The organism is Serratia sp. D1N4 (assembly GCF_054552755.1).
In genome coordinates this window covers 861,645-876,444 of the sequence record NZ_CM137274.1, presented here as the reverse complement: position 1 = coordinate 876,444, position 14,800 = coordinate 861,645, and the positions used below count along the sequence as shown (strand labels likewise).

Genomic DNA, 14,800 nt, shown 5'->3' with positions numbered 1-14,800 from the left:
CACGGCTAAACAACGCTGCGGTTTGAAAGAGGGAAGATAGCGAGCAACCATAATAATCACTATGGTTATTCAACCCAGTCTTTGGATCTAACAGCAGAAAACCCAGCCGAGCAACCGCTTTTGCAGAAAGGTGCCAGCAAATAGGCAAAAAGTATAAAAGAAAGGGCGTAGCCGTGAAGCTACGCCCTCTCGTTAGCCAGCTAAAATTCAGCTTGGCTAGCGCATGATTTTATCGCCGCGCGAAACGCCCACAATCCCTGAGCGCGCGACTTCAACAATTTCAGCCACTTCGCGTACGGCATTGAGGAACGCATCGAGTTTGTCGCTGGTCCCGGCCAGTTGGACGGTATAAAGCGAAGCCGTAACATCCACAATCTGGCCGCGGAAAATGTCCGTACTGCGCTTCACTTCTTCACGCCCGTAACCGCTGGCCTGCAATTTCACCAACATGATTTCACGCTCGACGTGCGCCCCTTGGACCAGTTCGCTAACGCGCAGCACATCGACCAGTTTGTGCAGTTGCTTTTCAATCTGCTCCAGCACCTTTTCGTCGCCAACGGTCTGAATAGTCATGCGTGACAGAGTAGGATCGTCAGTCGGCGCTACCGTCAGGCTTTCAATGTTATAGCCACGCTGGGAGAACAACCCAACCACGCGCGACAACGCACCGGATTCGTTTTCCAGTAGTACAGATAAAATACGGCGCCTCATCAGGTTCTCTCCGTTTTGCTTAACCACATATCGTCCATGCTTCCACCGCGGATTTGCATTGGGTAAACATGTTCGGTTTCATCGACGGTAACATCGACAAATACCAGCCGCTCTTTCTCGGCCAGCGCCTGTGCCAGCTTGCTTTCCAGCTCATCTGGCGTGCGAATGGCAATCCCTACATGGCCGTAAGCCTCCGCCAGTTTCACAAAGTCCGGCAGCGAATTCATGTAGGACTGGGAGTGGCGGCCAGAGTAGATCATATCCTGCCACTGCTTCACCATGCCCAGATAGCCGTTATTCAGATTGAGCACGATCACCGGCAGGTTGTATTGCAGAGCGGTAGACAGCTCCTGAATGTTCATCTGGATACTGCCATCACCGGTCACGCACACCACGGTTTCTTCCGGCAGCGCCAGCTTCACCCCGAGCGCCGCTGGCAGCCCAAAGCCCATGGTGCCCAAACCACCGGAGTTGATCCAACGGCGTGGTTTATCAAACGGATAATAGAGCGCGGCAAACATCTGGTGTTGACCAACGTCAGAAGTGACATAGGCATCGCCTTTGGTCAGCCGGTGCAAGGTTTCAATCACCGCCTGAGGCTTGATGGTGCCACTGTTCTTGTCGTAACCCAGGCAATCGCGTGCCCGCCACTGTTCGATGGATTGCCACCAATCGCGCAGCGCATCGAAATCCTGCGCTTTATCACTCTGCGCCAACAGTTCCAGCATTTGCACCAGTACCTGTTTAGCATCACCAACGATAGGAATATCGGCATCGACCGTTTTAGAAATCGAGGTCGGATCGATATCAATATGCAGCACGGTAGCGTCCGGGCAATATTTAATCAGGTTGTTGGTGGTACGATCGTCAAAACGCACCCCGACGGCAAAGATCACATCGGAGTTATGCATGGTGTTATTGGCTTCATAAGTACCGTGCATGCCCAGCATGCCCACGCTTTGCCGATGCGTGCCAGGGAAAGCACCCAATCCCATCAGCGTGCAGGTCACCGGCAGATTCAGTTTCTCCGCCAGCTGCAACAGCTCTTCATGACAGCCTGAATTGATCGCCCCGCCACCCACGTACATCACCGGCTTTTTTGCCGCCAGAATGGTCTGTAATGCACGCTTTATCTGCCCACGATGCCCTTGCACCGTTGGGTGATAAGAACGCATGCTGACTTCTTTCGGATAGGCATAAGGCATTCTTACCGCCGGGCCGACGATATCTTTAGGCAGATCGATCACCACCGGGCCTGGGCGGCCGGTAGAAGCCAGATAGAATGCTTTCTTCAATACGGAAGGAATATCTTCAGTGCGTTTGACCAGGAAGCTGTGCTTCACCACCGGGCGGGAGATCCCCACCATATCGCACTCCTGGAAGGCATCGTAACCAATCAGCGAGCTGGGAACCTGGCCGGAAAGCACCACCATTGGGATGGAATCCATATAGGCCGTAGCGATACCGGTAATCGCATTGGTCGCACCAGGGCCGGAAGTGACCAGAACCACCCCCACTTCACCGGTAGCACGCGCATAGCCATCGGCCATATGCACTGCACCCTGTTCATGCCGCACCAGAATGTGATCGATTCCGCCTACCGTGTGCAGGGCGTCATAGATATCGAGTACCGCCCCGCCCGGATAGCCGAATACATGTTTAACGCCCTGATCGATCAACGATCGGACGACCATCTCGGCTCCTGACAACATCTCCATGGGTTTGCCTCCAGGCTTACTTAATACTTGTCTGGCGCTGGAACGAAGCGCCTGCTGCGGGGCAATGCCCCAAAAATTGATGGATGGTCTGGCTGTAACGTGACATGAGCAGTGTCAGCGGCGCTCAATGCCGCGCTACAGCCTAACATAACGTTAGAATATGAGGCAGGCAAACGGCAAAACAGCTTATTAACAACAAGGTTATTGTCATTAAACTGGGGATGGATGATTTACAGAAACAATACACTAGCCGTAATGAATAACAGCTAGGCATTGTTTCGGAAATTCTGGAAATTACAGAACGATATCAGATGAGAGGTATGATGGATTTATCACCGAGAAAAACCGTCAAGCGGTAACATCATCATTTTTCCTGATACATCGATTCAATCTCATTCTGGTAACGCTGAAGGATCACCTTACGCCGCAACTTCAACGTCGGCGTCAGTTCACCCAGTTCCATAGAAAAGGCAGCGGGTAATAAAGTAAACTTTTTCACCTGCTCAAACAGTGCCAGCTCTTTTTGCATCTCACGCAGCCGGGTTTCAAACATTTCAATGATATGGCTATTACGCAGCAGTTCGAGTCGATCCTGATACTTCAGGTTAATCGATCGGGCATACTCTTCCAGCGATTCAAAACTCGGCACGATCAGTGCGGAAACAAACTTGCGCGCATCGGCAATGATTGCCACCTGTTCAATAAAACGATCCTGCGCCAGCGTGCCCTCCAGCATTTGCGGGGCAATATACTTACCGCCGGAGGTTTTCATCAAATCCTTCAGGCGTTCGGTAATAAACAGGTTGCCATTTTCATCGATCATGCCGGCATCACCGGTTTTTAACCAACCATCGGCGGTAAAGGTGTCGGCAGTTTCCAGCGGCTTATTGAAATAACCACGCATCACGATCGGTCCACGTACCTGGATCTCATTCTCATCAGCAATGCGCACTTCCACACCCGGCAAGGGTTTGCCGATCGAACCAAAGCGGAAATTATTCTCTTCCCAACAGGAGACCGTGGCACAGGTTTCCGTCATCCCGTAACCGTATTTGATGTTAACGCCCATTGCCTCAAAGAACAGAATGACGTTGTCATCCAGTTTGGCCCCGGCGGCTGGCAGGAAACGTACCCGACCCCCCAAGATCGCACGCAGTTTACTCAGCACCAACTTATCCGCCCAACGATGGGAGAGATCGAACAACTTACCAAGCGGCTTGCCTGCGCGTTCTTGCAAAAACTTACGCTCACCGCAAACGATCGCCCAGTGGAACAAAGCACGGCGCAGCCAAGGTGCACGAGCCACCTTCTCATGTACCGCACTGAAGATTTTTTCATAAAAACGCGGCACCGCGCACATCAGGGTTGGCCGTACTTCAGCCATCGCCTCACGCACCCAGTCGGTATTCGGCAGATAAACGTTCTGAGCGCCGGAATGCATGATGAAGAAGCTCCAGGCTCGCTCAAAAACATGCGACATCGGCAGGAAACTGAGTGAAACATCGTCCTCCGTTACCGTCAGACGATCGTCATGCAACTGGAGTTGCGCCGCCATATTGCGGTAATCCAGCATCACACCCTTCGGTTCACCGGTGGTGCCAGAAGTGTAAATCAGCGTGAACAAATCTTGCAGGCAACTATCAGCAATCCTTTCCTGAAGCATCACATCAAAGCGTTCGACATCGGCCTCACGTTCAAAATGGCTCAGATACTGCGCAATTTCGCAACCGCGCAAATCAGCAGCGTCATCAAACACAATAATGTGGGTGAGTTGTGGGCATACGCCGCGCAGCGCAATGGCAGCATCCAGCTGTGCCTGCGCACCGACAAATACAATGCGAATATCGGCATCATTGATGATAAAAGCGGCCTGCGCTGCGGTATTGGTGGCATACAGCGGCACACTGACAGCACGCAATTGCAGAATAGCCAGATCGGCCAACGACCAAGCCATGCAATTATTAGCAAAGATAGCAATGCGTTCCTGCACATCAGCGCCAAGAGCCAAAAGCGCGCTGGCAATATGGTTCACATGAGTTCCCACCTGCGACCAGGTCAATTGAGTTTCACCATGAGGGGACCACTGGCGAAAAGCAATGCAGTCAGCACGCTGAGAAATTTGATGTTGTATACGTTGGACCAGATGATAGTGCTGCAACTTATTGATCATAGCGCTCTAAGCCTGAAATTAATCAAACGGTCAACCGTGATCGGAACGCAAGTTCCTCTATCTCAGCTTACACGTGTTTACTTTTTTTGCGCAGTCTACCTACTCTCCGCGGCTCGGAAAAGAGATTTCAGCGTAGAAGTGTGAGCTAAAACTGGAGTCACTTCTGTTTAATCCTGATCTTGAACAGCGATAGCTAACGGAAGGTTTAATTATGGGCTAACGAATGAGAGGGAAAACTGACGAACGGCTAGTAGGTTAAAGTTCCGAGTATGATATTTAATACAGAATTTAATTTCATAAATAGAAATCTATTAAAATACTGCAAAAAAGATGTGGCAGAAAAAAATAATAAGATTTATCTTAGAAATAAACTAGGCATTTTCTCATTATGAGTAATAACTCTGAACTATTAACCCGAAGTACACGCAAGTACGTCGGGTTAATAAAGCGCTAAATTAACGCAATAACTCAGACTGGCTCAGAACAGATTTCATCCACTGGTGACCTTTATCTCGCTCGGCAGATTCGTGCCAGGAAAGATAACAGGTGGCATTTTTCCTATCCCACGGTAATGAAATGATTTTTAGTTGCAGCGCTTGCGCATGTTGCTCAGCAAACCAACGCGGGGTGATAGCCACCATTTCTGTCATTGCGACGATATTCAGCACGCTGAACAGATCGGTACATTGCTGAGTGATACCACGCTGTGCAGCCTCTTCAGCATAGTAGGGTTTACTAAAGGAACAGAAACGTTCTAACGATATGACCGCATGCTGTTCAACCAGCATTTGCTCTTGGGTAACGCTGTTCATCAAGCGTGGGTGTGACTGTGCCGCAACCAGGCTTAATTCATCTTCAAATAAAGCAATGTTTTGAAATTCAGGATGTTCAAAACGGGTATAACCAATAACAAATTCAGTTTCCTGATAACGCAGCTGATGCTCAATGTTATTGTTCAGATAGGATTTTGCCTGCAACCGCACATTAGGTGCCATATTCTTGACGTTGTTAATTATCTTGGCCGTAAGGCGAATATCCAACGGGCTGCAGATAGAAAGCGTAAATGTACGTTCACTGGTCAAGGCATCAAAACCTGAACCTGGCAACTCATTCTGAACCAACTGCAACGCTTGGCGCACCGGCCCAAAAAGCTGGCGCGCCCGCATGGTAGGTTGAATGCCACGGCCAAAACGCACAAACAGTTCATCATTGAACATCACTTTTAAACGCGCGACGGCATTACTCACGGCGGGTTGCGACATCCCCAACGAATTGGCAGCGCGGGTAATATTCTGCATTTGCATAACCGCATCAAAAACAGTCAGTAAATTAAGATCCACGCTACGCAAATGAATATCGCTGTTTTCTTTTTCTAAGACAGTTCCTGAATTATATTCAGACATATCTAACTCCACTAAGTCCCATGTAGATAATTCCGCCAGCGCGCAGGGGAATATCATGTCAAAAGTAACATTGCGTTATTCCCACACGGCGAAATTAGTTATCCCTATTGACTATCCACGTAGGATAACAATCGAGCATCATCCTATAAAAACATGACACAACGACGAGTACTTACGCGCTGTGCGTAACGCCCGACACTTCAGGTCGGAAAACAATGACGGCATGCAAACATGTTGGCAGGTTTCACGCTCAAGTAATGGGCACCAAGCAGACATCCATAGTCATATTGAATCAGACCATAAAATGAGATAATGGACAATAATGAGATCTCAAAATAGGTACCTTTGATATGACTTAATTGCCTCTGATGCGTCGGCATTTCAGATTAAATACATAAAATGAATTAATAAATTACATCAATTCAGCCAGTGAATGCAATTCTGTCGTCAATTTCACGTCCAAGCCTGTACTTCCTCATCTTTTCGCACTGGGAATTCTAACTGAGCGACATTAAGAATCAATGTAGTAGCACGGGATTCATGTCATTTATGCTAAAAAACTCGCAAAAATGACGCGTTTTTTGATCTCTTGATCGGTTTTTTTACCGAGCTTTCGTCTGCCGCCCTTATTCCTCATCTGAGTCGCCGCGATCGCCCGGTTATCAATCAAATGTTGACATCACACAGCCAATAAAGTATCAAATTAGGCAACGAAAACATTTTTAGAGAAGCTGACCTCAATGATCCGTACTCATCGTCTACTAGGCCTACTACTTAACGCATCTTCTTTGCGCGGTATGTTGGTGGACGGAGTTCAGAACTGATTCAGCCCATCACCTGTAAAAACCCGCGCTAGTGCGCGGGTTTTTTTTTGCCCGCTTAGCGTGAAACAAACACGATAAGGAACTATCAAATGAGCCAACAAGTCATTATTTTCGATACCACATTGCGTGACGGCGAACAGGCACTGCAAGCCAGCCTGAGTGTGAAAGAAAAAATTCAGATCGCCATGGCGCTGGAAAGAATGGGTGTCGACGTGATGGAAGTCGGCTTCCCGGTCTCTTCTCCGGGGGATTTTGAATCAGTACAAACCATTGCCCGCCAGATTAAAAACAGCCGCGTCTGTGGCCTGGCCCGCTGTGTAGACAAAGACATTGACGTAGCGGCCGAAGCACTGCGCGTTGCCGAAGCTTTCCGTATCCACGTATTCCTGGCCACTTCCACCCTGCACATCGAATCAAAATTAAAGCGCTCGTTTGACGAAGTGCTGGAAATGGCGGTGCGCTCGGTGAAACGTGCGCGCAACTATACGGATGATGTTGAATTCTCCTGTGAAGATGCAGGCCGTACGCCGATTGATAACCTGTGTCGCGTGGTGGAAGCCGCCATTAACGCCGGTGCTACCACCATCAACATTCCCGATACGGTCGGTTACACCACCCCCAACCAGTTCGGCGGCATTATCACCACCCTGTATGACCGCGTGCCTAACATTGATAAAGCGATTATTTCCGTTCACTGTCACGATGATCTGGGCATGGCCGTCGGTAACTCGATCGCTGCCGTACAGGCCGGTGCTCGCCAGGTAGAAGGCACATTGAATGGTATCGGTGAGCGCGCCGGCAACTGTTCACTGGAAGAAGTGATCATGGCGATCAAAGTTCGCCAGGACATCATGAATGTGCATACCAATATCAATCATCAGGAAATTTACCGTACCAGCCAGTTGGTCAGCCAACTGTGCAACATGCCAATTCCTGCCAACAAAGCCATCGTCGGTTCCAACGCGTTCGCCCACTCCTCCGGTATCCATCAGGATGGCGTACTGAAAAACCGCGAAAACTACGAAATCATGACCCCACAGACCATCGGTCTGAAAGACGTACAGTTGAACCTGACCTCACGTTCCGGCCGTGCAGCGGTTAAACACCGTATGGAAGAGATGGGCTACAAGGAGCAGGATTACAATCTGGACGTACTGTACGCGGCCTTCCTGAAACTGGCCGACAAGAAAGGCCAGGTGTTCGATTACGATCTGGAAGCGCTGGCCTTTATCAACAAACAGCAGGAAGAACCCGAACATTTCAGCCTGGGCTACTTCAGCGTACAGTCCGGCAGCAGTATTATGGCTACCGCCTCGGTCAAATTGATCTGTGGCGATGAAGAAAAAGCCGAAGCAGCAACCGGTAACGGCCCGGTGGACGCGGTGTATCAAGCAATTAACCGCATCACCGAATACCCGATCGAACTGGTGAAATACCAGTTGACCGCTAAAGGCCAGGGCCGTGACGCTCTCGGCCAGGTTGATATCGTCGTGTCTTACCAAGGCCGCCGTTTCCATGGCGTAGGCTTGGCTACCGACATCGTCGAATCTTCCGCCAAGGCAATGATTCACGTGTTAAATAATATCTGGCGCTCACAGCAGGTAGAAAAAGAAAAGCAGCGCTTGCAGCAAACCAAACAACAAAATAATCAGGAAACGGTGTGAACATGACGAAGACTTACCACATTGCCGTCTTGCCCGGAGACGGAATCGGCCCGGAAGTAATGGCCCAAGCCCACAAAGTATTGGACGCAGTACGCCAGCGTTTTGGTATCCGCATCACCCAGTCAGAGTATGACGTCGGGGGCATTGCCATCGATCGCCACGGCAGCCCGCTGCCAGCGGCCACTCTCGCGGGTTGTGAACAGGCCGATGCCATTCTGTTCGGCTCGGTCGGTGGCCCTAAGTGGGAAAACCTGCCACCGGCAGAGCAGCCTGAGCGCGGTGCGCTGCTGCCGCTGCGTAAACACTTCAAACTGTTCAGCAACCTGCGTCCGGCGCGTCTGTATCAGGGTCTGGAAGATTTCTGCCCGCTGCGGGCCGACATCTCGGCCCGCGGCTTCGATATTCTGTGCGTACGTGAACTGACCGGTGGCATCTACTTCGGCCAACCGAAGGGCCGCGAAGGCCAAGGCATGCATGAACGTGCTTTCGATACCGAGGTGTATCACCGCTTTGAGATCGAACGTATTGCGCGTATCGCCTTTGAATCAGCCCGCAAGCGCCGCAGCAAAGTAACTTCTATCGATAAAGCCAACGTACTGCAAAGCTCGATCCTGTGGCGTGAAGTGGTGACTCAGGTTGCTAAAGATTACCCAGACGTATCGCTGTCGCATATGTATATCGACAACGCCACCATGCAGTTGATCAAGGATCCGTCCCAGTTCGACGTGCTGCTGTGCTCCAACCTGTTCGGCGATATTCTGTCTGATGAATGCGCGATGATCACCGGCTCCATGGGTATGCTGCCTTCCGCCAGCCTGAACGAACAAGGCTTCGGTCTGTTTGAACCCGCTGGTGGCTCCGCACCGGACATCGCAGGCAAAAACATTGCCAACCCAATCGCACAAATTCTGTCCGCCGCCCTGCTGTTACGTTACAGCCTGGGTGCCGATGAAGCCGCAGACGCCATTGAGCACGCCATCAATCAGGCGCTGGAACAGGGTTACCGCACTGCCGATCTGGCCGGTGACGGCAAAGCGATCGGCACCAGTGAAATGGGCGACATCATTGCCCGCTTCGTGGCTCAGGGGGCATAAATCATGGCCAAGACCTTATATCAGAAACTGTACGATGCCCACGTGGTGCATGAAGCACCGAACGAAACGCCGCTGCTGTACATCGATCGCCACTTGGTACATGAAGTCACTTCTCCGCAGGCGTTCGATGGCCTGCGTGCGATGGGGCGTAAAGTGCGCCAGCCGGGCAAAACCTTTGCCACCATGGATCACAACGTTTCCACCCAGACCAAAGACATCAACGCCAGCGGCGAAATGGCGCGCATCCAGATGCAGGAGCTGATCAAGAACTGTGCGGAGTTCGGTATCTCGCTGTACGACCTGAATCACCCGTTCCAGGGCATTGTCCACGTTATCGGCCCTGAGCAGGGCATGACGCTGCCAGGCATGACCATTGTCTGTGGCGACTCCCATACCGCCACCCACGGCGCGTTTGGCTCACTGGCCTTCGGTATTGGCACGTCGGAAGTTGAACACGTGCTGGCAACGCAAACCCTGAAACAGGGCCGCGCCAAGACCATGAAGATTGAAGTGACCGGCGATGCCGCAGAAGGCATTACTGCCAAAGACATCGTGCTGGCCATTATTGGTAAAACCGGCAGTGCGGGCGGCACCGGCCACGTCGTCGAGTTCTGCGGCAAAGCGATCGAAGCGTTGAGCATGGAAGGCCGCATGACGCTGTGCAATATGGCGATTGAAATGGGGGCTAAAGCAGGCCTGGTGGCGCCAGACGACACCACTTTCGATTACCTGAAGGGCCGTCAGTTTGCGCCGACCGGCACCAACTGGGAACAGGCGGTTGCCTACTGGCGCACGCTGAAATCTGACGCCGACGCCAAGTTCGATACCGTCGTCACCCTGCGCGCCGAAGAGATTGCACCACAGGTGACCTGGGGAACCAACCCCGGCCAGGTTATCGCCGTTAATCAGGCGATCCCGGCACCGGAATCCTTCAGCGATCCGGTTGAGCGCGCGTCTGCCGAAAAGGCGCTGGCCTATATGGATCTGAAACCCGGTATCAAACTGACCGAGGTGGCGATCGATAAAGTGTTTATCGGCTCCTGCACCAATTCACGCATAGAAGATCTGCGCGCGGCGGCAGCAATTGCCAAAGGGCGTAAAGTCGCTAACGGCGTGCAAGCGATTGTGGTTCCAGGCTCCGGCCCGGTGAAAGCCCAGGCGGAAGCCGAAGGGCTGGATCAGATCTTTATCGAAGCCGGTTTTGAATGGCGTTTACCAGGTTGCTCTATGTGTCTGGCGATGAACAACGATCGCTTGAACCCAGGCGAGCGTTGCGCATCAACCAGCAACCGTAACTTCGAAGGGCGTCAGGGCCGTGGTGGGCGTACCCATCTGGTCAGCCCGGCGATGGCGGCTGCCGCTGCCGTGACTGGCCATTTTGCCGATGTCCGTGAACTGCACCATATTCATGAAAAACACTAGGGAGCACCACCGTGGCTAAATTTACTCAACATACCGGTTTAGTGGTGCCTCTGGATGCGGCTAACGTCGATACCGATGCCATTATCCCGAAGCAGTTTCTGCAGAAAGTAACCCGTACCGGTTTCGGCCAGCACCTGTTTAACGACTGGCGTTTTCTGGACGATGCCGGTCAGCAGCCTAACCCGGAGTTCATCCTGAACAAACCGCGCTACCAAGGGGCCAGCATCCTGTTAGCACGCGAAAACTTTGGCTGTGGCTCTTCCCGCGAGCACGCGCCTTGGGCGCTGGCCGATTACGGTTTTAAAGTGGTGATTGCACCGAGCTTCGCCGATATCTTCTACGGCAACTCGTTCAACAGCCAGCTACTGCCGGTCCGGTTGAGCGAGCAGGATGTCGACACGCTGTTCAAGCTGGTGGCAGAGAACGAAGGGATCGAGTTTGTCGTGGATCTGGAAAACCAGACGGTGAATGCCGGGGGCAAAAGCTATTCGTTTGAGATCGACAGCTTCCGCCGCCACTGCATGATTAACGGCTTGGACAGCATCGGCCTGACGCTGCAACACGAAGCGGAAATTTCACGTTTCGAGGCCCAGCAGTTGGCGTTTCTGAACTAAGCGTTATCGAAGCTAGACCAGAGGGGACGATTGCTCGTCTCCTCTGGCTGACGATAAAGTGGTGTTTTAACCCGAGATACACGGGCCTAGCGCACCGAAGGGTACTCCGGCGGCTTACGCCGACCCCTTCGGCACGCTCTCCCTAATAATGAGCTTTGTCAGCAGTCTAAGGGGACGATCGCTCGTCCCCTTTTCTTTATTACCAATAGCCCAACCATTTCCACCACATACCGCCAACCACCATCCAGATCAGCAGGTTAACCACGCTCATCACAAAGCCGGTTTTCCACCATTCCCCCAACGTGGCATAACCAGAGCCAAAGATAATCGGCGCGGTACCGGTAGCATAGTGGGTTAAGGACATCATCAGCGACGAAGAGAACGCCAGAATCAGGCCAAGCAGCGCAGGCGGCGCGCCCAAAGCAATACCGGCGGCAAAGAAGGCGGCGAACATAGCGGTCACGTGAGCGGTGGTACTGGCAAAGAAATAGTGCGAATACAGATAGATAAGCGTCAGCAGTATCGTCCCGCCAACCCAGCTCATCCCCATATTATCAATACCCGTTCCGACGGTCTTCGATAGCCAGCCAATCAGCCCGAGCTTACCGAGGAAGGTCGCCATCATCACCAGTGCGGCGAACCATACAACCGTATCCCAGGCGCCTTTGTGTTTCAGCACGTCATCCCAGCTCAATACGCCGGTCATCAGTAAGATTGCCAAACCAATAACCGCTGCGGTGGTTGGATTCACCGCCAGCGCCGGGCCAAAGATCATGGCGGGAACCCCAGCCCACAGCACCAGCAACAGGGCAAACACGCCCAGCGTGATTTTCTCTGCCAATGTAATCACGCCGAGCGCCTGTAGCTTTTCCTGCGCAAAACGCGGCGCATCCGGGGTGCTTTTGATTTCCGGCGGATACAGCAGATAAACCACCAGCGGCATCACGATCAGCGAACAGATCGCCGGTACCAACGCGGCGATCGCCCACATCGACCAGGTCAGTTCAAACTCGGAACCGGCCCCTTTGGCGATCAGGTTAACGACCAACGGGTTCGGCGCAGTTGCGGTGATAAACATCGCCGAAGTGATCGGGTTGATGTTGTAGTTCACCAACGCCAGATAGCGGCCAATGGTGCCAGAGGTATTCAGCTCCGGTTTAGAGCCAAAACTGTCGGCGATCGACTTCATGATCGGGTGGATGATCCCGCCACCGCGGGCGGTGTTACTCGGCGTCACCGGTGCCAGCACCGTTTCTGCCATGGTCAGCGCATAGGCGATTCCCAACGTTTTCTTGCCGAACAGCGAGATAAAGTAGTAACCAATGCGCGCGCCCAAGCCGGTTTTATTCAGGCTGAGGGAGATCATGATCGCAAAGCCGATCAGCCAGATTAGCTGATTGGAAAAACCACTCAGGGCATCATCCAGAGCGGCCGCAGGCTTCCCGGGGTTGGTGACGCCGGTCACTGCCACCAGCGCAATGGCAATAATGGAAACCGCGCCAATCGGCATCGCCTTGCCAATAATGGCAACGATGGTGCCAATAAACAGCGCCAGCAAATGCCAGGCATTGGGGGCAACCCCTTCAGGCACCGGAATAACAAACCAGATAATCAGAGCAACAATAACGGCAACAAGAGAAGGAACGGGCTTGAGCGGCGTTAGTTTATCCATAACATACCCACTTTTATCAACGGGATCGGCATCTCAGCAGCAAGATGGACAAGAGCGCGAGGTTCGCGCTCTGATGATAATCATCTTAGGGAGTATGGCGCAATTTTCTCAATGATATGTATCAAGTAAGCCACTGTTCAGCTTCACACTTCGCGCACTCTGGCGCACATCCACAGCGCCAGCATCGCCAGCAGGGTAATCAGCCAGTAGACCGCATAGTGGCCGACGTTCTCCACCAACGCCCCTTGCAGTATGCCAGCCAGGATCACCCCGGTAGAGATACTGTTGGTAAACAGCGTGGTCGCCGCACCCGGCCGCCCCGGCATCAGATCCTGGAAATACAGCATGCCGATCCCGGCAATAATGCCGATGAAGATCGCATTGAATAATTGCAGCACCATCAGTGCGGCCTTGAACTTGAACAGCACCAGCCCGGCATAGAACAGCACGCCAGCCGCGACCGCAAACAGCATCATGTTGCGCTTACCGAAGCGTTTGACGTAGTAACCCGCCAACAGCATGGCAGGGATTTCCAGCCCCGCCGCAGTGCCCATCAGCAGGCCTGCCAACCGCTCCGGCAGGCCAAGATCGGCAGTGATATATAGTGGCATATCAATGAAATACATGGTGTTGCAGGTCCACATCAGCACCGAAGCCAGAAACAGCAAGCGCACATCAGGATCGCGCCAGGCACTGAGCGGCGCAATCGGCGGTGAGTCGACGCTGATTTCAACCTGCGTACGCGGCACCGAAGGCAGTATCAGCCACACCAGCAGCGCACTGATGACAAAAATCGCCGCCGCGACCAGAAACATCACCATAAAGCCGTAATTGAGCGCCAGCATAAAGGAGAGCGGCGGGCCAATCACCCAGGCCAACGAAAGCTGGGCCCGCATCAGCGAGCTGAACATCACCACTTCACGTGCCGAGCTGTCGGCATATTCACGCGCCAACGCAAAAATCTGCGGCGTGGCGGTATTGGCGATCGCCGCCAACAGCACCCCGGCGGTAATCAGCGTCAAATAATCGCGATTGAAGGCAAACAGCAGGCTGTTACCCACCGCCATCAGGCAGCACAGCAGGATCAGCTTGCGCCGGTCGCCGCGGGTGTCGGAACGCTTCGCCAGCAGGAAACTGACGACAATCCCGGCGATGGCATTCAGGGTATAAAACAGCCCGACCCAGAGCGGGCGGACTTTCACCTCGGTGGTGAGAAATAAGCTCAGCGTGGGGGCCTGCAACGCGCCAGCGATGCCGGAAAGAAAGGCGATGATCAGAAAAGCGGCAAAAACGGGATTAAAACGGCGTGGCAACCAGCGTTTGACATTCATACCTGCGTCCCTGACCAGAGAATAAAGAAGCCTACGCCCAAGCTACTTCGAGATGCAGGTAGGCGGCAACTGAGCAAAGCCCCAGGAGCTTACACCAGTAAGTGACCGGGGTGAGAGAAGACAGCCAACACCCCTGCATCTTGAAGGGCGACGGGGGTATGCTACAGAAGGGGAATT

Annotated in this window: 10 protein-coding genes; 4 read left to right on the top strand and 6 right to left on the bottom strand. The window is 52.7% G+C overall.

Going from position 1 to position 14,800, the window contains the following annotated elements; translation table 11 throughout:
• Positions 1 to 216 precede the first annotated feature (216 nt).
• The 4 genes from ilvN to leuO form a co-directional block, all read right to left on the bottom strand.
• On the bottom strand, positions 217 to 711 hold the full coding sequence (gene ilvN, locus ACX1CU_RS03705) for an acetolactate synthase small subunit (protein WP_095996131.1): 495 nt from the start codon (positions 709 to 711) through the stop codon (positions 217 to 219).
• Positions 711 to 2,429: an acetolactate synthase 3 large subunit gene (ilvI, locus tag ACX1CU_RS03700; protein ID WP_459401287.1), complete on the bottom strand. Its 1,719-nt coding sequence runs from the start codon at positions 2,427 to 2,429 to the stop codon at positions 711 to 713. The genes ilvN and ilvI overlap by 1 nt, the downstream gene beginning before the upstream one ends.
• 364 nt (positions 2,430 to 2,793) lie before the next feature.
• Complete coding sequence (locus ACX1CU_RS03695) at positions 2,794 to 4,599, bottom strand: AMP-dependent synthetase/ligase (RefSeq protein WP_459401286.1); 1,806 nt, start codon at positions 4,597 to 4,599, stop codon at positions 2,794 to 2,796.
• Between the two features lie 455 nt (positions 4,600 to 5,054).
• Positions 5,055 to 6,002 (bottom strand): transcriptional regulator LeuO, encoded by a 948-nt coding sequence (leuO, locus tag ACX1CU_RS03690; RefSeq protein ID WP_459401285.1) that lies wholly within the window; start codon positions 6,000 to 6,002, stop codon positions 5,055 to 5,057.
• A 913-nt stretch (positions 6,003 to 6,915) separates the two neighbouring features.
• On the opposite strand from leuO, the gene leuA reads away from it, so the two are divergent.
• The 4 genes from leuA to leuD are packed head-to-tail and all read left to right on the top strand — an operon-like array spanning position 6,916 to position 11,620.
• On the top strand, positions 6,916 to 8,490 hold the full coding sequence (gene leuA / locus ACX1CU_RS03685) for a 2-isopropylmalate synthase (RefSeq protein ID WP_459401284.1): 1,575 nt from the start codon (positions 6,916 to 6,918) through the stop codon (positions 8,488 to 8,490).
• Positions 8,491 to 8,492: 2 nt separating this feature from the next.
• Positions 8,493 to 9,584 carry a 3-isopropylmalate dehydrogenase gene (gene leuB, locus ACX1CU_RS03680; RefSeq protein WP_459401283.1) on the top strand — a complete coding sequence of 364 codons (1,092 nt, stop codon included), beginning with the start codon at positions 8,493 to 8,495 and terminating at the stop codon, positions 9,582 to 9,584.
• A 3-nt stretch (positions 9,585 to 9,587) separates the two neighbouring features.
• Entirely contained in the window at positions 9,588 to 11,006 is a 1,419-nt protein-coding gene (gene leuC, locus ACX1CU_RS03675; RefSeq protein WP_459401282.1) for a 3-isopropylmalate dehydratase large subunit, read from the top strand.
• Positions 11,007 to 11,017: 11 nt separating this feature from the next.
• A complete protein-coding gene (leuD, locus tag ACX1CU_RS03670; protein WP_459401281.1) occupies positions 11,018 to 11,620 on the top strand; it encodes a 3-isopropylmalate dehydratase small subunit in 603 nt (200 codons plus the stop codon).
• Between the two features lie 199 nt (positions 11,621 to 11,819).
• On the opposite strand, the gene ACX1CU_RS03665 is transcribed toward leuD, so the two are convergent.
• Together ACX1CU_RS03665 and ACX1CU_RS03660 are read right to left on the bottom strand one after the other, a co-directional pair.
• Positions 11,820 to 13,292, bottom strand: coding sequence for a DASS family sodium-coupled anion symporter (locus ACX1CU_RS03665; protein WP_459401280.1), 1,473 nt, complete (start codon positions 13,290 to 13,292; stop codon positions 11,820 to 11,822).
• 143 nt (positions 13,293 to 13,435) lie between these two features.
• A complete protein-coding gene (locus ACX1CU_RS03660) occupies positions 13,436 to 14,623 on the bottom strand; it encodes a sugar efflux transporter (protein ID WP_459401279.1) in 1,188 nt (395 codons plus the stop codon).
• Positions 14,624 to 14,800: the final 177 nt, after the last annotated feature.